Annotated in this window: 18 protein-coding genes and 1 pseudogene; 7 read left to right on the top strand and 12 right to left on the bottom strand. The window is 69.8% G+C overall.

Features of this window, described 5'->3' with window-relative positions; translation table 11 throughout:
- The first annotated feature begins 149 nt into the window (after positions 1-149).
- Positions 150-452: a hypothetical protein gene (locus tag ABZU74_RS12970; protein ID WP_355422212.1), complete on the top strand. Its 303-nt coding sequence runs from the start codon at positions 150-152 to the stop codon at positions 450-452.
- A gap of 78 nt (positions 453-530) precedes the next feature.
- Here the strand turns inward: ABZU74_RS12970 and ABZU74_RS12965 are convergent, their stop codons facing one another.
- The 4 genes from ABZU74_RS12965 to ABZU74_RS12950 all read right to left on the bottom strand — a co-directional run bounded on the left by ABZU74_RS12965 (position 531) and on the right by ABZU74_RS12950 (position 4,972).
- On the bottom strand, positions 531-1,826 hold the full coding sequence (locus ABZU74_RS12965) for a low temperature requirement protein A (RefSeq protein ID WP_355422209.1): 1,296 nt from the start codon (positions 1,824-1,826) through the stop codon (positions 531-533).
- 149 nt (positions 1,827-1,975) lie between these two features.
- Positions 1,976-3,154, bottom strand: coding sequence for an SGNH/GDSL hydrolase family protein (locus ABZU74_RS12960; protein ID WP_355422207.1), 1,179 nt, complete (start codon positions 3,152-3,154; stop codon positions 1,976-1,978).
- A 64-nt stretch (positions 3,155-3,218) separates the two neighbouring features.
- On the bottom strand, positions 3,219-3,821 hold the full coding sequence (locus ABZU74_RS12955; protein ID WP_355422204.1) for a response regulator transcription factor: 603 nt from the start codon (positions 3,819-3,821) through the stop codon (positions 3,219-3,221).
- On the bottom strand, positions 3,818-4,972 hold the full coding sequence (locus ABZU74_RS12950; RefSeq protein WP_355422201.1) for a histidine kinase: 1,155 nt from the start codon (positions 4,970-4,972) through the stop codon (positions 3,818-3,820). Before ABZU74_RS12950 ends, ABZU74_RS12955 begins: the two co-directional genes overlap by 4 nt.
- Before the next feature lie 107 nt (positions 4,973-5,079).
- Between ABZU74_RS12950 and ABZU74_RS12945 the strand changes: the two genes are divergently transcribed.
- The 5 genes from ABZU74_RS12945 (at position 5,080) to ABZU74_RS12925 (ending at position 8,827) form a co-directional block, all read left to right on the top strand.
- Positions 5,080-5,961, top strand: coding sequence for an ABC transporter ATP-binding protein (locus ABZU74_RS12945; protein WP_355422198.1), 882 nt, complete (start codon positions 5,080-5,082; stop codon positions 5,959-5,961).
- A gap of 26 nt (positions 5,962-5,987) precedes the next feature.
- The gene (locus ABZU74_RS12940) at positions 5,988-6,707 is read left to right on the top strand and encodes an ABC transporter permease (RefSeq protein WP_355422195.1); all 720 of its coding nucleotides are present in this window, start codon (positions 5,988-5,990) and stop codon (positions 6,705-6,707) included.
- Positions 6,704-7,384 (top strand): GPP34 family phosphoprotein, encoded by a 681-nt coding sequence (locus ABZU74_RS12935; RefSeq protein WP_355422192.1) that lies wholly within the window; start codon positions 6,704-6,706, stop codon positions 7,382-7,384. The genes ABZU74_RS12940 and ABZU74_RS12935 overlap by 4 nt, the downstream gene beginning before the upstream one ends.
- 74 nt (positions 7,385-7,458) lie before the next feature.
- Positions 7,459-8,229, top strand: coding sequence for an alpha/beta hydrolase (locus ABZU74_RS12930; protein ID WP_355422189.1), 771 nt, complete (start codon positions 7,459-7,461; stop codon positions 8,227-8,229).
- Positions 8,230-8,500: 271 nt separating this feature from the next.
- On the top strand, positions 8,501-8,827 hold the full coding sequence (locus tag ABZU74_RS12925; RefSeq protein WP_355422438.1) for a hypothetical protein: 327 nt from the start codon (positions 8,501-8,503) through the stop codon (positions 8,825-8,827).
- Here ABZU74_RS12925 and ABZU74_RS12920 read toward each other — a convergent pair.
- Together ABZU74_RS12920 and ABZU74_RS12915 are read right to left on the bottom strand one after the other, a co-directional pair.
- Positions 8,755-8,919 (bottom strand): annotated as a pseudogene (locus tag ABZU74_RS12920) (MOSC domain-containing protein); the annotation flags it as partial. The gene ABZU74_RS12925 and the pseudogene ABZU74_RS12920 overlap by 73 nt on opposite strands.
- Positions 8,920-9,176: 257 nt before the next feature.
- Positions 9,177-9,893 carry a methyltransferase domain-containing protein gene (locus tag ABZU74_RS12915; protein WP_355422187.1) on the bottom strand — a complete coding sequence of 239 codons (717 nt, stop codon included), beginning with the start codon at positions 9,891-9,893 and terminating at the stop codon, positions 9,177-9,179.
- A 172-nt stretch (positions 9,894-10,065) separates the two neighbouring features.
- On the opposite strand from ABZU74_RS12915, the gene ABZU74_RS12910 reads away from it, so the two are divergent.
- On the top strand, positions 10,066-11,067 hold the full coding sequence (locus tag ABZU74_RS12910; protein WP_355422184.1) for a hypothetical protein: 1,002 nt from the start codon (positions 10,066-10,068) through the stop codon (positions 11,065-11,067).
- Between the two features lie 285 nt (positions 11,068-11,352).
- Here ABZU74_RS12910 and ABZU74_RS12905 read toward each other — a convergent pair whose 3' ends face one another.
- The 6 genes from ABZU74_RS12905 to ABZU74_RS12880 form a co-directional block, all read right to left on the bottom strand.
- Entirely contained in the window at positions 11,353-11,736 is a 384-nt protein-coding gene (locus ABZU74_RS12905) for a hypothetical protein (RefSeq protein ID WP_355422181.1), read from the bottom strand.
- Positions 11,737-12,025: 289 nt separating this feature from the next.
- Complete coding sequence (locus ABZU74_RS12900) at positions 12,026-13,375, bottom strand: cytochrome P450 (RefSeq protein ID WP_355422178.1); 1,350 nt, start codon at positions 13,373-13,375, stop codon at positions 12,026-12,028.
- Entirely contained in the window at positions 13,372-13,917 is a 546-nt protein-coding gene (locus ABZU74_RS12895) for a flavin reductase family protein (RefSeq protein WP_355422175.1), read from the bottom strand. Before ABZU74_RS12895 ends, ABZU74_RS12900 begins: the two co-directional genes overlap by 4 nt.
- The gene (locus ABZU74_RS12890) at positions 13,914-14,354 is read right to left on the bottom strand and encodes an acyl-CoA thioesterase (RefSeq protein WP_355422172.1); all 441 of its coding nucleotides are present in this window, start codon (positions 14,352-14,354) and stop codon (positions 13,914-13,916) included. Before ABZU74_RS12890 ends, ABZU74_RS12895 begins: the two co-directional genes overlap by 4 nt.
- On the bottom strand, positions 14,351-20,116 hold the full coding sequence (locus tag ABZU74_RS12885; RefSeq protein WP_355422166.1) for a type I polyketide synthase: 5,766 nt from the start codon (positions 20,114-20,116) through the stop codon (positions 14,351-14,353). Before ABZU74_RS12885 ends, ABZU74_RS12890 begins: the two co-directional genes overlap by 4 nt.
- Positions 20,113-21,108, bottom strand: a complete 996-nt coding sequence (locus tag ABZU74_RS12880) for an enediyne biosynthesis protein (protein WP_355422163.1) — start codon at positions 21,106-21,108, stop codon at positions 20,113-20,115. Before ABZU74_RS12880 ends, ABZU74_RS12885 begins: the two co-directional genes overlap by 4 nt.
- Position 21,109 lies beyond the last annotated feature (1 nt).

The following is a 21,109-nucleotide window of genomic DNA, read 5'->3' as shown; positions in this document are numbered from 1 at the left end:
TTGCCAGCGTCCAGGGCTTACGAACAGCACACATCAACACTCAGTAATGCATCGGTATCGGATCGTAGCGACAGATGTCGATGATCGCCATGGAGACCAGTCCGCGTCCGTACGCGACACGCGTGCGCGGAACCTCATCCCACGGTGAAGTGCCTGTCCTCGCCCGGGCTCTCCAGTTCGTCGAGGACGGCGACGGCGAGGTCTCCGCAGAAATTCGGGACGCACCTTCGGGACCGGTGATGAGCGTCGTGGTGCCCCGTTGGTACGTCCCGGTGCGGGTTCCGGGTTCGAGGCCGGCCGGCGGGCTGAGGGCCAGTGAGCCGAGCGCGACCTGCGGACACGGCGAGCAGGGCGTCGCCGCCGCCGTGATCGTCCTGGCCATCGCCCCGATGGTCCTGACCGAGGGCCGCCCCGAGCGTCGCGCACGCCTCGATCAACCGGCGGACAGGTGAGGGTCGGTGGAACCGGGCCGTCTCAACAAGTTCAGCCGCCGCTCCGGGGGCCGGCAGGCCTGAGCAGGCATTTGCCGCTCACTGTCTGAAGTGGGGCGGGTGGGGCCGTTCGGGCGGTTTTCCCAGGGCATGGACAGCGTCGGAAGCGGCGATGCCGGCGAGGACGACGACGGCGGTGACGCCCACGGCCAGCGGCGGCAGAAGGGTCATGAACGGGGTGGCGCCGGCAAGCGCCAGAGCGCCGATGATCCGAGAGTGGGACACCCGGTCGAATACGGCGTGTTCCACCAGGGCTCGCCCGATCAGAAACAGAATCGGTCCGCCGAGAACAACGAGAATCCAGGCCGCGCGGGTGTGCCCGAACGGATGTTCGATCACGATTTCGTACCCGACGGCGACGGCGACGATGCCGGCCACCATGAGTACGTGCGCGAGGAAAGCCTCCCGGACAAGGTGCGCGGGCTCAGCGGCGGCTCTGATCGCTTCTGGCAACAACTGGCCGGCCCTGAAAAGGTAGACGCGAAACAGCAGCACGGTCGTGATGAACGAGACCGCGAAGGCCGTCGCGGTTCCGCCATGCTGAAAGGATGCGTCGCTGTAGGCCGAGCCCGTCGTAAGAATCAGCTCGCCGAGAGCGATGATGAAGAGCTGTCGGTAGCGCTCAGACAAATACTCGGCCAGAACGGGCCACTGCCGCTGGTTGGGGCGGGACCATGGCGTGGGATAAAACAGCAGCAGTGCCGCGCAGTCGATAGCAATCGCGAGCGTCCACAACAGCCCGCGCGCCGCATCCGCCACGATCGCCCCGGCGATCCACGGCACGGCCGACAACGTGAACCAGAAGAACACCGCAGCCGCCCGGCCCTGAGCTTCGTGGCCGCGCAGTATCGGCACGATGACCAGCCCACGAACGATATGAACGGCGACGTACGCGCCGGCGAAAGCCAGACTTCTGTCGCCGAAGGCGTGCGGCACCGCTACTGCCATCACCAGCGCGCCGAGCATGGCCGTGTAGACCAGCAGCTGCAGCTGCGGCCTCTGTGGATCGTAGAGGTCGGTGACCCATGCCGTGACGAACCACAGCACCATGAAGGCCAGCAGCAACAGCAGCGTCTCCCCCGCCTCGATGAGGACGATTCGCCGCTCGGTAAGCTCCTCGACCAACCGCTGTGAGACCCGATTCAGCGCAAAGACGAACACCAGGTCGAAGAAGAGCTCCAGAAGGCTTGGCCGCTGCGGTTGCCCAGGCTTTCGAAGCAGCGCTGCTGCCCTTGTCGACATGGGCCGCCCATTTCTGCCGGCTTCGCCTATCCGGTATTGGTACCACGCCGGGCAGGTCGTCACGCCGATACCCGAAGAAGTGCCGGTGGGCACACATTTTCAGTAGACGTCGTGATCTCCATTCCTCCCGTTGGGCCCGTAGGTCCGACGCGTCGACGCCGGTTGACAGGACCGGCCCTCGCAGCGATCAAGCGTGCGGTCGAAGACCGACGTCGCGGTGTTCATGCCGATCCGGCATGCGTTCAGGAGCTACGGTCCGCGAAGGGACCGTCAGCGGTGAACGCCCGCTTGGCGAAGCGTTCGGCGATGCGTCGGTGGGTGGCGGTGTCCGGGTGGAGCTGGTCGGGCAGCGGCAGCTCGGCGAAGTCGGCCGCGCCGTAGAGGTCGAGGCCGTCGAGATGGTGCAGGTTCGGATCGCTGGCCGCCCGCTGGGCGGTGATGCGGGCCAGCTCGTCGCGGATGACACCCAGGGTGAGCTTCCCGCTGGCCCGTTCCGCCGGGTCCCCGGTGGCCCGGAACCGCACCTGTCCGGTGGCGAGGGCGGCGAGGTCGAACGTGCCCGGGCCGGGGGTGTCCTCGTGGATGGGGCAGTAGATGGGCGAGACGACCAGTAGCGGCGTGGTGGGATGACCGTCCCGGATGGTGTCGAGGAAGCCGTGCACAGCCGGGATGAAGGCGCGCACCCGCATCAGATCGGTGTTGACCAGGTTGATGCCGATCTTCACGCTGATCAGGTCGGCCGGCGTGTCCCGCATGGTGCGGGCGGTGAACGGGTCGAGCAGCGCGCTGCCGCCGAAGCCGAGGTTGACCAGGTCGACGCCGCCCAGGGAAGCGGCGACGGCCGGCCAGGTGGCGGTGGGATTTGTGGCGTTGGAGCCCTGACTGATGGAGCTGCCGTGGTGCAGCCACACCCGGCGCCCCTGCTCCGGCGCGGGCGCCACCGGGGCGTCGGTGCGCAGGGAGACGAGTTCGGTGGTCTCGTTGTGCGGCAGCCAGATCTCGACGTCCTTCACCCGGTCGGGCAGGCCGGTGAAGCGGAGGGTTCCGGGTGGGCCGGACCGGCGCTCGGCGGTGCCGCTGGCCAGGTCGACGATCACCGTGTCGCCGCCGGTGACGCTGGCCTGGTCGGTCAGGTGGCCGTCGACAAGAAGGTCGTAGACGCCGTCCGGGCGAGACGGCAGGCCGGTGTAGGTCTGCCGGGTGGGCAGCGTGTCGAGTTCGACGGCGGTGGCGCGGCTGCGGAAGGCCAGTCGTACGCCGGCGGGCTGGGCCTCGACCATGGCGAGCTGGCCGTCGGTGTACTGGGCGCGGGCCCAGGCCGGCAGCCGATGCGGCAGCACACCCCGCGCGGTGTGCTCCACGTCGAGCGCACCGCGCAGGAGCTGCATGGTGATCGGGGTGGTGATCCAGGTGGACGTCATGCTCTCATTCCATCGATAGGTGTACGGCGGTCGCGCGCACGGCGAGACCCGGCCGAACGGTCGGTTACAGCCAGTCGTGCTCGCGCGCGTAACGGGCCGCTTCGTGGCGGGTCCGGGTCTGGGTCTTGCGCATCGCGTTGGAGAGGTAGTTGCGGACGGTGCCCGGAGCGAGGTGGAGCCGAGCAGCGATGTCGGCGACCGAGTACCCCTCGCCGGTGACGCGCAGGACGTCTGCTTCACGGTCGGTGAGGGGGCAGTCCTCGGTGACGGCGAGCGCCGACACGTCCGGGTCGATCCAGCGCTTGCCGGCGTGCAGGGTGGCGATGACGGAGGTGATGTGGGCCGGCTCGGCGGACTTGCTGACGAAGCCCTGCACACCGAGCTTCAACGCCTTGCGCAGCACGCCCGGGCGGGCGTGCCGGGTCAGCATGAGGATCACCTGCTCCGGTCGCTCACGGCGGATCTCGGCGACCGCGCCCAGGCCGTCCACGCCCGGCATCTCCAGGTCGATGACCAGCACGTCAGGCTGGTGCCGCATTGTGGCCTCGATGGCCACCCGGCCGTCCTGCGCCTCGGCGAGGACGGTGATGTCCCCCTCCAGGGGCAGCAGCGCGGCCAGGGCCGTGCGCAGCAGCACCTCGTCGTCGGCGAGCACAATGGTCGTCATCGGCCGTCCTTCCCCGTGACAGTTTGGGCCGCATCGGCCCGGGCGGGTGGAAAGACCGCTGCGGTCAGGAACCGCCCGTCGTTCTGTTCCACGGTCAGCTCACCTCCGTCGCCCGCCACCCGTTGCCTCAGTGCCGCCAGTCCCCTCAGCTCGGGGGGCGTGGTGGCGGTCACGCCGTCGTTGACGATGGTGATGCCGGTTTCGGCGAGAGTGATCTGCACGTGGGTGGCCTGCGCGTGCCGCAGGATGTTGGTGGTCGTTTCCCGCAGCACCTGGCCAAGCAGTTCACCGGCGCGGGCATCGACATCGGCCTCCCGGGTCACCCGAACCCGGATCCCAGCGGCCTCGAACAGGTTCTTCGCGTTCTCGATCTCCGCGGTGAGGTTGAGCCGCCGCTGGGCGTAGGCGAGTTCCTTGGTCTGCGCGATGGTGTCGCTGACCAGCGCGTACGTCTCCCGCAGCTCCTTCTCCGCCCGAGCGCTGTCGCGCAGCAGCAGCCGCTGCGCCAGGGCGATCTTGAGTTTTACCACGTGCAGAGTGTGGCCCTGGATGTCGTGCAGGTCGCTGGCGAACCGCACGCGCTCCCGGACCACGGCCAGCTCCGCCTCGCGCTCCCGGGTCTGTTCGAGCTCCCGGATGAGGTCGTAGAACCGCTCGCCCACCACGGTGAAGACCGTCACGACGACGGTGAGGACGGTCGGGATGAGGACGTAGGTGACCAGGACGTGACCGATGTCGTCCCGCTGCACCAGCAGCCGCGCCGCGCCGACGGCGGCGACGTAGGTGAACAGCCCGGCCATCGTCAGAGCCCGATGCCGTCGCACCTGGCGCAGGGAAAGCGAGCCTACCGCGCAGACACCCCAGTAGGCGTTGGGGCTGCCGCTCACCAGGACGCCGACCGGCCAGACCGCTGCCGCTACGACCAGGCAGGGCAGCGCGACCCTGGCGAGGTCGTTTGCCGTCCATCGCTCGAAGGCCACCACGGCCGCCACGGCCCCTGGTGCCAGGACGATGATGTGCCACCAGGTACGCGCGTCGGTGTAGAGCAGGACCACTGCGGCGAACACCACCGGCGGCAGTGACGTGGCGAGGTTGAGCCGGCGCAGTCTTCCCTGCGTCGACTCGGTGAAGCGCGGCGATGTCGCGGTCACCACGCCAGTATCCGGCAGCCAGGGGCCATCACCAGTGACACCGCGTCACATGCGGTGATGACGCAGTGCCACTGACGGGTCGGCCGCGCCCGCGCTGTCATGGGTGCATGTCCACCACACCCGTCATCGAAGTCGAACGGCTGAACCTCACTTACGGCGACTTCCACGCCGTGAAGGATCTCTCCTTCGAGGTACGGCCCGGAGAGCTCTACGCGCTGCTAGGCACCAACGGAGCCGGAAAGACCTCGACCCTGGAGGTTGTCGAGGGACACCGGAAGCCAACCTCAGGTACCGTACGCGTCTTCGGGCACAGCCCCGACGAGCGGCGGGCGGTACGTCCCCGAATGGGTGTCATGCTCCAGGAGAGTGGATTCTCCCCGGACCTCACCGTCCGTGAGTCCGTCGGCCTGGTCGGTCGGCTCACCCGGCGCACCGACGACGTCCAGCGGGTGCTCGACCTGGTCGACCTCACCGGTCGAGCCGGCCGCAAGGTGTCGCAGCTGTCCGGCGGGGAGAAACGGCGGCTGGACTTCGCCACCGCGGTCTACGGCACCCCTGAGCTGATCTTTCTGGACGAGCCGACCACCGGCCTCGACATCCAGTCCCGCGACGCCGTGTGGGCAACAGTGGACCGGCTGCGGGAGAACGGCGCCACCATCGTGCTCACCACGCACTACCTGGAGGAGGCGCAGCAGCGCGCCGACCGGATCGGGCTCATGCACGAGGGCACCCTCCACCGGGAGGGCACGGTCTCCGAGCTGACCCACACCCTCCCCGGCGTGATCCGCTTCACCCTCGCCACGCCGGTTCCGCCGCTACCGCTGCGGGCGGTCGTCGACGCCGACGGGAAGGTCACCGTCGAGTCCTTCGAGCTGCAGGAGGACCTGCACCTCCTGCTCGGTTGGGCACGGGCCCACGCCGTGGAGCTGCGCGACCTGGCGGCGGGGCCGACCCGGCTCGACGACGTGTTCCGCGCCATCAGCAACTGATCCGTGCTTTTCAGAGGAGCGTCAACGTGTTGTCCATCGCCTTGAGCGAACTGATCCAGATCTTCCGCAACCGACTGGTGCTGATCACCAGCCTCATCATCCCGGTCGCGGTCTGTGTGTTCTTCGTCCGTCAGCACGAGACCTACGCCGCCCTCGGGAGCCTCGGCTACATCGCCGCGATCGTGATGTTCACCGTGGCCGCGTTCGGTCTCTACGCCACCGCCGTCACCACCCTGGCCTCCCGGCGCCAGAACCTCTTCCTCAAGCGACTGCGCTCCACGGCCGAAGGTGACGCCGGCATCCTCGCCGGCCTGCTGCTGCCCGTACTCGTCCTCGCCGTGGTGCAGGTGACCGCGATCCTGGTCGCCCTGGCCGTGGTCGCCGGCGGACCGGCAAACGTCGCCCTGCTGGTGGTGGCGGTCCTCGCGACCGTGGCCATGATGATCGGTCTGGCGCTGGCCACGGCCGGGTTGACGAACTCCCCCGAACACGCCCAGGTCACCACTCTGCCCGTTACCCTCGGTGTGATCGCCATGGCCAGCTGGGTGGGCATCTCCGGCACCGAGAACCTCGCCTGGCTCAAGCGACTGCTGCCCGGTGGCGCGGCCACCGAACTGACCATGAACGCCTGGAACGGCGGCGTCGCCGTGACCGACTCCCTGCTCCTGCTCGCGCCCACGCTCGGCTGGGTCGTCATCGCCGTCGCCCTCGCCACCCGGCTCTTCCGCTGGGAGCCCCGCCGATGACCACCGAACCCCAGTCGGACGCGCCGACTCTCGTGGAAGATCTCCTACTGCTTCTGTTCCAACCCCGGTCCGGGACCATCGCGGGAGAGAACACCCTCTTCTACGTCCTCGGCGGAGCGGTCCTCGCGGACCTCGCCCTCGGCGACCACCTGACCACGACGGACCGGGGGCGGGTCGGCAGCGTGACGGGTCACCCGCCGTCGGACGACCTCCTCCGCCCGGCCTGGGACTACCTCGCCGAGAAACCGAGGGGGGCGCAGACGGCACTGGCGGCGATCGGTCCCGCCCTGCGCGAGCCGGTGTTGCAGCGGCTCATCGCGCGCGGTGACATCGACCAGGAGCCCCGCAAGGTGCTCGGCCTGTTCCGGACGACGGCCCTGCGGGACGGCCGGACCGAACGCCGGTCCCGCCTGCTCGCCGATGTCCGGCAGGTCCTGGTGGACGGTGCGGAGCCGCAAGCCAGGGTCGCCGCACTCGCGGCGCTGCTGTCGGCGAGCGGGACGCTCCCGCAGTTCCACCGCGAGATTCCGTGGACGTCGTCGGTGATCGGTCGAGCCAAGGAACTTGAGCGGGGCGACTGGGGCGCCGACGCCGCCGGAGCGGCCGTGACCCGCACCGTGACGGCCACTGTCGTCAACAGCGCCATCGTGGCCATCACCGTGCTGCCGAGAAGCTAGCGGGTCAGTGAGCCCGGGTAGGTCGTACCCCAGAAGCGTCACTGGTCGCCACTCCCGCCGGCGCGGACAGTGGGGTGGTGACCTTGAGAACGCTTCGGACCATTCCCCTCGCGCACGACGTCGACGGGACCGGGCCCCTCCTTGTCACGATCCACGGGATGACCGAGGACCGTCACTTCTGGGATCGCGTCCCACTGGCCACGCACTTCCGCACCGTCCGCGTCGACCTGCGCGGCCACGGGGACTCCCCCCGCGTGGCGCCGTACGACCCGCTGACTCTGGCCGCCGATGTGCACGAGGTCGTCCGCACCCTGGGCACCGTGCAGCGCCCCCTGGTGGTGGGGCACTCCTACGGCGGGATGGTGGCCACCGCCTACGCCGCACGCTTCCCGGCACGCGGCGTGGTCAACATCGACCAGACCCTCGACGTGACGCCGCTGCCGGCACGGATGGCCCAGGCCCTGCGCGGCGAAGACTTCGAGGCCTTCCTGACGTCGGCCTTCACCAAGATGTACGGGCAACTCGACCCCGCCGTCGCCGAGGACCTCGACGCACGCCGGAAGGTGCGCCAGGACGTCCTGCTCGGCATGTGGGCTCCCCTGCTCGACCTCGGCCCACAGGAGTTGACCGCGTACCTGGCGAACCTGATGCCGATGCGGGAACCCACCCCGTACCTGTCACTGCACGGCCTGCGCGTCGCCGACGACTACCCGGACTGGCTACGCAGCCGCATTCCCGGTGCGGTCGTCGAATCAGCGCCGACCGTCACCCACTATCCTCATCTGGCCGATCCGTCCTGGTTCGCGGGGCGGCTGATTGCCTTCGACGACGCACAGGCGCGGTAACAACGCGAACAGCGCAGCCGCGGACGCCGGCAGCGCCGCCCACCGCTCAGGGTTGTTTTCCCCTTCGCGGGGTACGCCGTTCCGCCACACGGGTGTCGTCGGATCAGCCGAGCGGGTCGTGTGCGCCGCGGACGCGCCTGGGGGCCGGTACCGGATGGATCAGCGAGAGGCGGGTCGGCGCGCTGGGGCTGGCGGCCTCGTGGAACTGCGGGTGCACGGGGTGTCCGCGATACATCCGGCTGACCTGCTGGATCGGCCGCACGTGCGGCAAGTGGCGGGTGACCACACTGGCGGCTTCTACCGGCCCCGCCCGGGTCTTCACGAGGGTGACGAGGCCGACGGGCTGACGCTGGAGGCCTACCGCTGGAACAACCTGCCGGCTGGAAACGCGGCGCGGACGCTGTCGATGGTGATCCTCTTGCCCTTCATGCTGATCAACCTCGCCATCTGGATGCGTCCGGCCCGAGCCGGCTCCGACCCGGTGATCAAGGCTCTCTGTCGGTTGCTGGCGCTCACCCTGACCACGATGTGGTCACCAACCAGCCCGCTGTGCAGTCCAGTCGTCTTGGGCCCCGGCGCGCGTACGGTGACCGCGTGATCAACCGGTCGCTTGTTGATACCCGTGACACCAACGCCCTTGGCCGGGTTGGACTCCGGCACTGCCAGGTTGACCGAAACGATCCTGCTCACATCCGGCAACCTAACCGTCCTGGCCGCCGCACACGAGCAATTTTGTCAATGCCTGCTCGATCGCATCGAACGCCTGGTGCAGTCGCTGTCGGTCAAACCGATCACCGCGTCACCATCCTCTGAGTCCCGGCCTGCTCGACGACGTACACCCCCGGGACGGCGTCGCCCTGCTCGACCACACGCCCACGAGGGCACACCGTTCCCCGGCTTCAGCCGCGCCGGGCGCCTTGCGGCATGTGCGGACGCTGTCGGTGCGGTCAGTGGTCTTCGGCGTAGTGGGAATGCACTGCGGGTTGTCCTGTGTAGTTGGCACCAGCGCGATCGTCGGCGCCGACGTAGCTGTACGGGAGGCGGACGTCACGGCGGCCGGTGCAGCTGATCCGGCGGCGCCGGGAGTCGTAGGAGAACCCGGCGGCGCGGAGCCGGGCGGTGAGGCGCTGCCCAGCGGGTCGCCCGTCAGGAAGCCGAATGCTGGACAGGTCCAGGTCGGCCACGAGCCGGCCGGTGGGAGTCAGCCAGCCGGCCGCGCGGGTCAGGACGGCGAGCTTGTCTCCGACGTAGTGCAGTCCGTGCAGACAGGTGATCAGGTTGAACGTCCGCGTTGGTGCCCAATTGGCCACGGAGTCGCAGATCAGCTCCAGGTTCAGCGATGGCGCGGGTACGGGATCAAAGGCGTCAACCAGGTCCACCCCGACGAGGGCTGTCCGCTCGGTCAACCCTGCCAGTCGCAGCTCACCGGCAGCTTGGATCAGCGCGCGACCAGTGCCGCAGCACAGATCCAACCATCCAGCGGCCGCCATAGGCTCGGCCCGGCCGGCGGCGAGGACGTCGAGAGGGTTGAACCCCAGCTCCCGGGTGTAGCTGTTGACCCCGGACAGCTGCCGCTCGCGGTTCATGGCGCAGTTCGCCACCACCGCGGACTGCTCCAAGGCGTCGTTGCCAAGCAACTCGAAGCTGGCGCGTTGGTCAACCACACCAACATCGTCCCAGGAACAGCTCTTCAGGCCGAACGTTCGACCGGAGGGCTTGCACGACTTCGCGCATGGCGGATGCGGCGGAATCCCGACGGTCCGGCTGAGCCGGGACCGTAGCTGCTCAGCAAGGCAAGAACCTGAGGACCAGCACGCGGCCATAGGATCCACTTCCATGGTCCGCACCACGCCTCCGCGTCCCCTGGACATCACCGCCCTCTTCCCCGAGCTGCGGGAACATTCCCTCACGGCTACCCGCCTGCATCCCCGACCCGGCGCTTCGACCGTCACGGACAGCTCGGTCGGCGGACCACTGCTGTGGCCCGCCGACGAGGTATGGCCGGTCTGCGACGACGCCGGGGCGCACGAGCCATACAACCTGACCACCCCGGCTGCCCTGCACCGCAGGCGGGAGATCCTCGCGCTTGCGGAAGCCCGGGAGCCGCTGCCGGGCGGGGACTTCCTGACTGCGGAGGAGCGGGCCGAGCTCGATGCGGCCGACGCTCTGGACCTGGACGACCTGATCGAGAACCCGATCCCGTTGGTCCCGGTCGCGCAGCTGTACCAACGAGATGTCCCGGACTACGCCGGTCCGGACGGCACCGACCTGCTCCAGGTGCTGTGGTGCCCGGTGGACCACGCCGACCGGCACTACAGCCCTCGCGTCTTCCTCTACTGGCGCGACAGTTCCACAGTGGGCCCGCTGCTCGATGCGCCGCCCGAGCCGCCGGTGATCAGCGACATGTACCTGCCGGTTCCCTGCGTGGTGCACCCCGAGCAGGTCCGCGAGTACCAATACGCCGATCTGCTCCCCGATGACCTACGCGAGCGGCTCGACGAGTGGGATGACGAGTGGGATGACGACGAAGACGAGAGCCGTCCCTCCTATCAGATCGACTTGTCGCTGGCGCCGGGATGGAAGGTCGGCGGGTACGCGAACTGGTCACTGACCGATCCGTACCCGATGGATTGTGCTGTCTGCGGGACCGCGATGACCTTGACTTTCACAGTGGATTCGGGCGACTGGAACGGCATGCATTGCAGCTGGCGCCCGGCCGAGGAGAACCCGACCGCGTCCCCGGACATGGTCGGCGTGCAGATTGGACGTGGCTACTCGCTCTACACCTTCCGCTGCCCCGAATCATTCGATCATCCCCCGGCCACCGCTGTGCAGTGACGCGGCATCCCTCCATGGCCTGCCGGCCTCCGAAACGCACTCAACTCGACATGAGCGGACGTCGCCCGACTGACGACCGGGAGCACCATGGCTGACATCTTCGGGTCCGTCGAAGTCGTCGGCACAGCGGATGCGCTGGTCAAGCGGTGACTCGTCATGGCTGCCGCACCGCCGGGGCTACGATCGGCCGTGCAGTTGGTGAGCGCGGAGTTGAGTGAGGCCGCAGCCTTGGAGGCTGCCTTCCCACGTCGTCTGGGTGATGACGTACGGGAGGCGTTGGCGGTCCTACCGCCGGCGCCGCACGCGCCGACGTCGCCGTTCCGTGTGCTGGTCGACGGCGAGCCGGTCGTGATTCCATACCGGATCCACCCCGACGAGCCGCCCGTTGCCGCAGAGGTGGCGCTGTCTGCCACCCAGCGTGCGGTGCTGGATTGCCTGTACACCCGACACCACGACGGCCGGGTGAGGCAGCGGCGGCTGGAGCGGATAGTCGGCTTGATCCAACCGTGGGTGGCGCCGTTCGTGGCGCAGTTGATGGGCGAGTACGTGGACGAGATCCTGCTGGTCATCCGGCGAGTTCTCGGGCCGGAGCTGGTCGTCCCACGCAGCCCGACGGACGTCGTCTACGGGCGATTTGCCGCCGAGAGCCCCGGCGTTCGTGGCGCTCACCGGCCAGCGGGTTGCCAGCTACTGGGACTGTTACCACCGTCGGCGCCACCCCACGCTGATCGACCACCCAGGGCACGTCGTGGTGGCAGCGCTGCGGGCGGCGGCGAAGCGGCACGACATCTCGGACGGTGCTGCGCGTTAGCCGACTCTCCGCGCCCGCCGATCTGGGCCGGGCCGAGGCGCTGCCTGGTCCGCAAGCGCACGACCTTGCGGACCAGGGGCTGCGGCTCCGCGAGGGCCACCACGGTGAAGGGGACGCCCTCGCGGAGCCGCACCCGATCCGATCCTGCTATGCCTCGTGCACTGTCATCGGCAACCCGCCGCGAACCCGCAGCGACAGCATCGGCTCGGGCACCACCCGGTATCCCGGCACCTTGGCCAGCCGCAGCTCCCGCGCGACCATCGCGACCACGAACGCCGCCTCCATCATCCCTAGGTTGTTCCCGACGCAGAACCGCGGGCCGGCGCCGAACGGGATGTAGGCGTAGCGGGGTCGCGAGGCCGGGCTGTCCTTGTCGAACCGCTCCGGGCGGAACCGTTCGGGTTCCGGCCAGAACTCCGGGTTGCGGTGCAGGGTGTACGGGCAGATCAGCACGTCGACCCCGGCCGGCACGTCGTACCCGCCGATGGTGTCCGCCTTCTGCGGAATCCGGGAAAGCATCCATACCGGCGGGTACAGACGCATCGCCTCCTCGATCACCGTCGACGTGTAGCGCAGGCGGTGCAGGTCGTCGAACGTCGGCTGTCGCTCCCCGAGCACCGACAGCGCCTCCGCCCGCAGCCGCTCCCAGACTGCCGGGTTCTCGTCGATGAGGTGGAACGTCCAGCTCAGGGTGCTGGCGGTCGTCTCGTGGCCGGCCAGGCAGAGCGTGATCAACTCATCGCGCAACCGCCGCTGCCCGACCGCGGCGTCGGGCTCGGCGTTTGTCGACTGGATCAGCCGGCTCAGGGCGTCGTCGCCGTCGAGCCGGCCGCCGCGCGCATCGACCAACTCGTTGACAACTGTCTGCAGGTGACGACGGGCGCGGCGGAACCGCACCTGGTGCGGCAGCGGCACCCACATCGGCACCGCGCTCATCGTGACCATCTCGAACATCGCCTGGTCCTGCATCGCCTCGAAGGACCCGCCGACGTCGCCGAGCCCACCGAGATCCGCGTCGAGCAGGGTGCGGCCGAGCACACCGAGGGTGAGCCCGGTGGCGGCGCCCGCGATGTCGACCGGACCCCGCCCGACCTGACTACGCAACAGGTCCACGAACCGACCGGCCTCCTCGGCCACCACGTCGGCCTGCCGGGCGATCCGTTTGGGCTGGAACACCGGCTGGATCACCCGTCGCTGCTTGCGCCACAGATCGCCCTCGCTGGTGAGCAGCCCGTCGCCGAGGGCCCGCTTGGCCTGGGCCAGCCCGACGCCCTTGTGGTAGTTGTCCGGGTTGTCGGCGAGCACATGCTTGGCGTGGTTGGGGTGGTTGAAGAAGAAGAGAACCTTCGGGCCGATCGCGATGCGGGCCGCGTCACCGAAGGCGTCGGCTGCCGACGACATCAGCCCGAGTCGGTCCCGGCCGAGCTTCCACAGCAGCTTCGGCGCCGCCCAGAACGGTGGTCCGGGCGGCCGCCGCCGCGACGCGGTAAGTGTCATGTCGCCGCCTCGCTCGGCTCGGGCACCGGCTCGGTCATGCCGCGGAACTGCCCGTTGACGAAGACCAACACGTCACCGGTGCTCTCCCAGCGCAGCGACACCACGCTGCTCAGGAAGATGGTGTGATCACCACCGTCGTACGTCCGCCAGACCCGGCACTCGAAGTGAGCCACCGCGTCGTCGATCAGCGGGGCGCCGGTGATGCTGCCCGGCGTCCACTCGACCGAGCCGAACTGCGCCAACCCCAGGGGCCGCCACCGATCGGCGAAGTGGCGTGCCACCTTCTCCTGCCGGTGCCCGAGCACCGAAATGCCCAGGGTGCCGGCCTCGGTGAGGATCTGATGCATGATCGCGTCGCGGCTGACACAGACCAGCACGAGCGGCGGGTCCAGCGAGACCGATGCGAACGAGTTGGCTGTCATGCCGTGCGGTGTGGCGCCGCCGACGGTCACGACGGTGACGCCTGTCGCGAACGTCCCGAACGCCCGCCGCAGCAGCTTTGATCCGGCCACCTCGCTCGGACTGAGCAGTTCGCCGCTCATCTCGCCTCCCCCTGTGCGTACGGTTCGAGTGCGCGAGCCAACGCCTCCGGCACCCGCGCCGGCAGTGTCCGGGTGTTGGGGCCGCGCATGCACGCGACCCGTTGCCGGCCTCGGGCGACGAGCGTCTCGCCGCCGTCCGGGTCGAGCCGCACGTAGTCGAAGCCGAACTCGATCTGGGTCTGCGCCAGCTCCACGAGCCGCATCCGGACCGAGAGGTCGTCGAACGCCGTGATCTCGGCGAAGAACTCGCAGTCGACCTTGAGGGTGAAGAGCTTGAGGTCGTCCTGCAGGTCGGCCAGCACGTCCGGTGCCCGCTGCTTGAGGAACATCTCCCGGCACCGCCCCTGCCAGCGCAGGTAGTTGACGTAGTAGACGTTGCCGACGAGGTTGGTCTCCTCGAAGCCGACAGTGTGCGGGTACTCGAAGTACTTGCTCATCGGAGCGACCACCCGTCGGTGAGCACCGCGACGACGACCGGGTCGGCCTGGTCGCGCAGCCGGGTCACGAGCACGGCGATCCGCAGCGTGCCGGAGGCCAGGGTGAGCCAGCCGTGCGGACCGACAGCGCTCAGCGTGATCGGCGTCTGCACCGGCAGTCCGACCTTGCGGAGGCACTCGATCGCCGTCCAGACCCGGGTGCTCGCGGTGTCGACGTCCTCGCCGGTGTCCTTCGTGAGCTGGCCGACCAGCCCGTCGTGCGGGCCGAGCAACGTCGACCAGGTCCCCGCGTCGCGCTCGGAGACCGCCTCGATGTCGCAGCTCAGCACCCCCCGACCGCCGACGCAGACGGTCACACCGGCGCCGTGTGCCGCCGAGACGACCCGGTCGTCGTCGACCTCCGGCCGACCGTCGGGCCGGTAGCGCACCTCGACCGGGCGGCCGAACACCCGTCCGGCCGCGAGGCCGGTCATGGCGCGTCGGGGCGGGTCGTCCGAGCCGTGTGGCTCGACCGCCACCGCGACCTGGGCACCGAGGAGGTCGTCGAGCGACCGTTCGAGGTACGGGCCGAGCAGCGGCACCGCCCACGGGCCGCGCCCGTCGCCCTTGCGCACCGCCTGCAGGCGCAGGCCCTCCCACCGTTCCACCACCTCGCCGCCCGGCGTGCGGACCGCGATGTCGTACAGGTAGGTGTCGCCGTCGCGGCTGCGCTCGGTCGCCGTGAACCGGGCCTCGCCCTTGTCGGCGAGGACCGGGCCAGCGGCGTGTACGCGTTCGATGCCGGCCGGCAGGAGCGTCGCGTGCGGTACGCACACCTGCAGACCGTGCATGAGCGCGTCCCGCATTCCGGGGTCACCGAGCAGCAGGTCACCGCCGAGGAAGCTGGCGAACCAACCGTCGGCCGCGACCGCTGACACGTCCACGTCGACGTGCCGTGCCGCCACCCGGTGGTAGCCGACGAGCCGCTGGAACCGCTGTCCCTGGAAGAGGATGCCCCCGTACAGGTCCGTGGCCGGGTCGAGGGGCACCAGCGGCAGGCCGGCGCCGGTCTCGTCCGGTGGGCCGTCGAGCTCTCCGCGGTCGCCGAAACGCAGCCGCGCGCGGAAGTGGTCGACAGCGAAGCCGGTGTCGGCGGCCCGGATGGCGACGTCGACGTCTCCGTCGCCGGTCACCACGGCCGCGATCCGGATCGTGGCGCTGCCGTCGACAGGTACCACGATCGGCCGGAGGAACTCGACGTCCTCCATCGCCGGCACGTCAGCGAGCCCGGTGAGCGCGGTGGCGGTCTGCGCCATGGCCTCCATGCCGAACACCGCCGGAAACAGCAGGTTGCCGTCGAGCAGGTGGTCGGCGAGATACAGGTCGGTGCCGGCGTTGAGTTCGACCTCGGTCACCAGTTCGACACCGTGGTAGTGCACCAGCGGCGTGCCGACGAACCGCAGCAGCGGCAGCGTCGGCGTCTCCCGACGCACGGTGTCGATGCCCTCGGTGCGGCCACTGATCACCACCACCGACGGGGCGTCGGGGTCGGCGATCAGGCGACGCATCAGGCGTACGCCCTCGTCGGGCGAGATCGGGACGATCCCGTCCCGCTGCAGACCCTCCACGACCGAGAGTCGCTCGCCCATGCCCACGCCGGACCAGACCGACCACTCCAGGCAGAGCGTCCGGCATTCGGGGTACGCCACCGCGAAGTCCGCGGTGATTTCGGCCAGCCAGTCGTTGGCGGTCGCGTAGTGCGCCTCACCGCGCAGGCCCGCCCGGCCGATGATGCTGCCGAAGGTGACGAGCATCCGCAGCGCGCCCGGCTCGATGGCGTCGAGGACGGCGCGCAGCCCGTCGATCTTCGGGGCGAACGTCGCCCGGAAGGCCGCCGCGTCCAGGTTGGCCAGCGTCGCCGGCTCGTTGCGACCGGCACCGTGCAGGACCGCCGTCACCGGGCCCAGCTTCTGGCGTACGCCGTCGACCGCGGTCCTGACCTGCGCCGGGTCGGTGACGTCGGCGCGGACGTAGTGCAGACGCACCCCGGCGGCCGTCATCCGGTCGAGGTTGGCGGCCAACTCCGCGTCGGTCGCCGGGTCGCTGCGACCCAGCACGGCCAACGCCGCGCCGGTGTCCTGCGCGACGGCGAGAGCGCACTCGGCGGTGATGCCCTTGCCACCACCGGTCACGAGCAGCACGTCCGACGCGTCGAGCGGCATGATCTCCCGGGCCGGTCGCACCGGCATCGCCCGCAGGGTGGGCACCCGCCGCACGCCGTCGGCGTCGTAGCGCACCTCGTGGAACCGCCCGGTGGCGGCCACCTCCGCGACCAGCAAAGCCGGGTCGTCGAAGTCGGCGGGTACGCGAACGATGGTGGTCCGGATCCGGGGCATCTCCAACCGCAGCGACTTGGCCAGCCCGGCGGCGCCCCGACCACGCTGCACGACCACGAACCGGTCGCGCTGCTTGTCGGCGATCGCCGCCTTGGCCCCGTCCAGTGCGAGCGCGAGGTCGGCCTCGGTGCAGTCGGCCGGCAGGCAGACCAGAACCCCGCCACCGACGCCGCCGTGCTCCAACGCCTGCCGCAGAGACTCGGCGAGCCGGTCGCCGTCACGCGACCAGCGCCGCCAGGGGCCGTTGGCCTCCACCTCGACGCGCGGCGGCAGCGGCAGGGCGTCGAGGTCGACGGAGAACGCCCGGGACCAGGCGGCCGCACCGGCCACCGTGGCGGCCGTCGCCGCGCCACCCTCCGCGGCGGAGCCGGCCAGGTCCTCCAACGCCTGGGCCAACTCCCCGACAGTGGCGACGGCGAAGTTCGTCGGCGTCTGGGCGCTCGGCACCGACAGCAGTTGGGCGGCCTGGTTGACCACCTGTCCCACAGTGATCGAGCTGAGGTGCAGATCGTCGAGGAGGTGACTCTCGCCGCGTACCATCTCGATCGGAAGCTCGGCGCGGTCGGCCACCAACCGACGCAGCAGGTGCAGCGGCGGCTCGGAGGCGTCGGTGTCGGCCTCGACCTTCTTCGCCTCGACGGCCCGCCGCACGGGCTGCACAGTCAGCGGGGGCGCGGCCTCGCAGGGGCTCGCGAAGAAGCTGAACTTCGCCCCGAACTGCAGCGGCCGGGTCAGGCGACCCTGGAACAGCGCGTCGTCGACCCGGAACGCGCCGACGACGTACGCGGCGCCGACGGCGTTGAGCAGACCGGCGACCGACTCGTCATCGGTGTCGAGGGACACCGACGGCACGTCCGTCGCCGCGGTCGCCAACGCTCCCAGCACCCGACCGGGGCCGACCTCGATGAACAGGTCAAGGTCCTTCGCCGCGAAGGCCACCGCCTGGGTGAAGAGCACCGGGTCGGTGATCTGGCGGCGCAGCAGGGCCGGCACGTCGGTGTCGGCCGGGAGGACATCGCCGGTCACCGTCGACACCACCCGGCGCGACAGCGGGTCGAACTGCTCGTCGGTCAACCGGTCGCCGAACGCGTCGGCGGCCGGTGCCACCAGCGGTGAGTGGAACGCGTGCGAGACGCGCAGCGGGGTGGTGGTGAGGCCCGCTTCGCCGGCGCGGCGGCAGGTTTCCTCGATTCCTTCCGCCGTGCCGGCAATCACGGTCTGTTGTGGACCGTTGAACCCACCGATGACCACCGGGAGGTCGGCCAGCAGGGGCCGAACCGCCTCGGGTGCCGCCGCGATGCTCGCCATCGTCCCCGACGAGCTGTGCTCGGCCATCGTCTGGCCGCGGACCATCGCGGTACGCAGCAGGGCGTCCTCGTCGAACGCGCCCGCCCAGTGCAGGGCGGTGATCTCGCCGAGGCTGTGCCCCACCGCGGTGGTCGCCTCGATGCCGAGCGCCGACAGCACGCGCAGGCCCGCCAGCGAGCCGGTGACGATCCGGGGCTGGGCCACCGTCGTGGCGACCATGTCGCCCGAGGTGGGCAGGGCCGCCTTGGTGTAGACCTCGTCGACCTCGGTGAACCGGCGGCGCAGGGCACCGCCGCTGGTCCCCCGCCCCGAGCCCTGCCCGGGGAAGAGATAGCCGATCCGGCCCGGACCGCCGACGTGACCCAGGAAGCTGCGCTCGTCGGCGCTGACCAGGCTCGTCTCGCCGGCGTCCAGCGCGGCACATAGTCGCTGCAGCCGCGCGACCGCGTCGGCCGGTGACGAGACCACGACGGCCGCCCGGTGGGGCAGGTCGCGCAACTCCCCGTGCAGTGTCGCGGCCAGGTCGCCCAGCTGGGCGTACGCGACGCCGTCGACGAACTCGACGAGCCTCTCCAACCGCTCCCGCAACTTCTCCCGCGAGGCGGCGTCGACCAGCAGCAGCTCGACGTCCTGGCCGGAGGAGGCCAGCCGGCTGGTGCGGCTGTCGAACCCGCGCCGACGTCGGGCGGGGCCACCTTCCAGCACGATGTGCGTGTTGATCCCGCCGAAGCCCATCGCCGTGACCCCGGCCCGGACGGTCGGCAGGTCGGGCCACGGCTCCGCCTTGCGCAGCGCGCGCAGCGCCGGGTGGTCGTCGTTGGCCAGGATCTCGTGCGGCATGACGCAGCCGATGGCCGGGGGCAGCACCTGATGGTGCACGGCCAGCGCCGCCTTGATCAGGCCGGCGACACCGGCAGCGGCCTTGGTGTGCCCGATCATGCCCTTGATCGACCCGATCGCGGCCGGAGCGGCGGAAGGGTCGGCGGACCGACGGGCCAGGGACAGCGCTGTCAACTCGGTGGCGTCACCGACCCGGGTACCCGTGCCGTGTCCCTCGAAGAGGCCGACCGTCTCGATCCCGAAGCCGGCGCGCTCGTACGCCCGGTCGAGCGCGAGGCGGTAGCCGCTGACCTCGGGTCGGGTCATCCCGCCCTTGCCGTCGGAGGAGATCCCCCACCCGGCGATGGTGGCGTAGATGCGGTGGCCGGCGGCGCGGGCGTCGTCCTCGCGCATCAGGACGACCATCCCGCAGCCCTCGCCCGGCCAGAAGCCGTTCGAACCACGGTCGTAGACGCGCATCTCACCGGTCGCCAGCGCGCCGGTCTTCGCGAACCCGATGATCTCGAAGGGGTCGATCGACAGGTCGACACCACCGGCGACGGCCACGTCGACGTCACCGTCGATGAGGGTCTTGCTGGCGGTCGCGACCGACAGCAGCGACGACGAACAGGCGCCGTCGACGGTGTAGCCACCACCCTTGAGGTCGAAGTGGTTACAGATCCGGCCCGCGATGGTGTTGGAGAGCCCGCCGGCCAGAGTGTCCTCGTCGACCTCCGGGAAGGGGCTCTTGAAGGTCGCCTCGAACGAGTCGAGGAAGGTCATCAGGTGGTCGTCGTCCCAGTCCTGGTCCTTCAGCGCCGCGGCGACCATGCGCCGGACGAAGGGCCAGCGCAGCCGCAGCTGATTCGCGCGGGTGAACTCACCGGTCAGGGTGTTGCCGACCACCACGCCGGTACGGTCCCGGGGCAGTCCCTCGGCCATCGGGAAGCCGGCGTCGGCCAGGGCCATCGCGGCCATGTCGAGGGCGAGCCAGTGGGTCAGGTCGGTGGAGCGGTAGGTGCTCCCGGCGACCTTGTAGGCGATCCGGTCGAACTCGTACCCCTCGATGACGGCGGCGTTGCGGGCGTAGAACTTGTCGGGCGTGTTCGGGTCCGGGTCCCAGTAGTCCTCGAGCCGCATCCGCTCGTCGGGTAGACGGCGGAACGCGCGCCGCCCGGCGAGGGCGTTCTCCCACAGCTCCCGGGGTGACGTGGCGTCCGGATAGCGGCACGCCATGCCGACGATCGCTACACGAGTCATGCGGGGACGACCTCCTTGCCTGTGTGTTCCTTGCCGTTGCCGTTGCCGGTGCTCGCCGGCACCGGCATCGCGGCCGTGCCGATGCTGGTTGCGCGGTCGGCCTTGGACTTCTCGATGAAGTGCAGGGTCCAGTGGAAGCCGCCGCGGATGAGGCAGACGGCGGCGGTGGCGAAGAAGATGCCGTACGCGATGCCGAAGCCGGTGAGCAGGCCGTAGACCACTGCCACGCTGGCACCGAACGCCACCTGCGCGGCCGGTGCCGATGGTGAGGTGCCCGGGTCGGTGACCATGTAGTTGGTGAACAGCACGAACGCGACGCCGGTCATCATGCCCAGGGCCGCCGGGATCGACGTGTCGAGCAGCACTCCGCGCACGATCGCCTGCAGGGCGAACGCGGACAGCCAGCCCAGGATCAGCCACATCCGACCGGTCAGCTTGCCGTTGATCATCGTGCCGCCGACGATGATGATCGCCGGGATCAGCCAGTCCCAGAAGCCCGAGATGTACTCGGTGAAGTGGTAGGGAGGCGCGACGCTGGCCCAGGGGAACACCAACAGGATCACCGCGATGCCGAAGTTCGACGGGTTCATGTAGTGACGCACCCGGCCCCGGATGGGGGCCTGCAGGACCCACTTGGCGCCGATGGCTACCGCGATACCGAAGAGCATCGTCCAGAGCTGGTCGTTGACGTAGATCAGCATGTTGAGCGCGAGGCTCGTGATGTGCGCCGGATAGAGGAACTCGATCAGCCCACGCAGCCCCCGGCCGCTGAATCGCGGGGCTCGGCCCTCGACGCGGGCACCGATGGCCTCCAGCGCGATCTCGATGGTGTAGCCGGCGAAGACCGCGATGAAGGGCCAGGTCCAGGGCTGCTCGAAGCCGAAGACCGTGAAGCCGAGGATGTTGAAGACCGTGATCGAGATAGCGAAGTTACGAAGTGCGATGTTGACTTTCGGGTCGTGACGTGGCGGGGTGACGGTACTGGTGGCCATG

Origin of the sequence: Micromonospora sp. NPDC005171, assembly GCF_040608575.1 — a bacterium.
In the GTDB taxonomy this organism is placed as follows: Bacteria; Actinomycetota; Actinomycetes; order Mycobacteriales; family Micromonosporaceae; genus Micromonospora.
The sequence above is the reverse complement of the archived record's forward strand: the minus strand, read 5'-3'. Positions and strand labels throughout refer to the sequence as shown.

Coding starts and splice junctions, on each gene's coding strand:
- ABZU74_RS12900 (WP_355422178.1), bottom strand. CDS start 13,375: ATGACACTTACCGCGTCGCGGCGGCGGCCGCCCGGACCACCGTTCTGG.
- ABZU74_RS12910 (WP_355422184.1), top strand. CDS start 10,066: ATGGTCCGCACCACGCCTCCGCGTCCCCTGGACATCACCGCCCTCTTC.
- ABZU74_RS12955 (WP_355422204.1), bottom strand. CDS start 3,821: ATGACGACCATTGTGCTCGCCGACGACGAGGTGCTGCTGCGCACGGCC.
- ABZU74_RS12935 (WP_355422192.1), top strand. CDS start 6,704: ATGACCACCGAACCCCAGTCGGACGCGCCGACTCTCGTGGAAGATCTC.
- ABZU74_RS12895 (WP_355422175.1), bottom strand. CDS start 13,917: ATGAGCGGCGAACTGCTCAGTCCGAGCGAGGTGGCCGGATCAAAGCTG.
- ABZU74_RS12960 (WP_355422207.1), bottom strand. CDS start 3,154: ATGACGTCCACCTGGATCACCACCCCGATCACCATGCAGCTCCTGCGC.
- ABZU74_RS12880 (WP_355422163.1), bottom strand. CDS start 21,108: ATGGCCACCAGTACCGTCACCCCGCCACGTCACGACCCGAAAGTCAAC.
- ABZU74_RS12945 (WP_355422198.1), top strand. CDS start 5,080: ATGTCCACCACACCCGTCATCGAAGTCGAACGGCTGAACCTCACTTAC.
- ABZU74_RS12890 (WP_355422172.1), bottom strand. CDS start 14,354: ATGAGCAAGTACTTCGAGTACCCGCACACTGTCGGCTTCGAGGAGACC.
- ABZU74_RS12885 (WP_355422166.1), bottom strand. CDS start 20,116: ATGACTCGTGTAGCGATCGTCGGCATGGCGTGCCGCTATCCGGACGCC.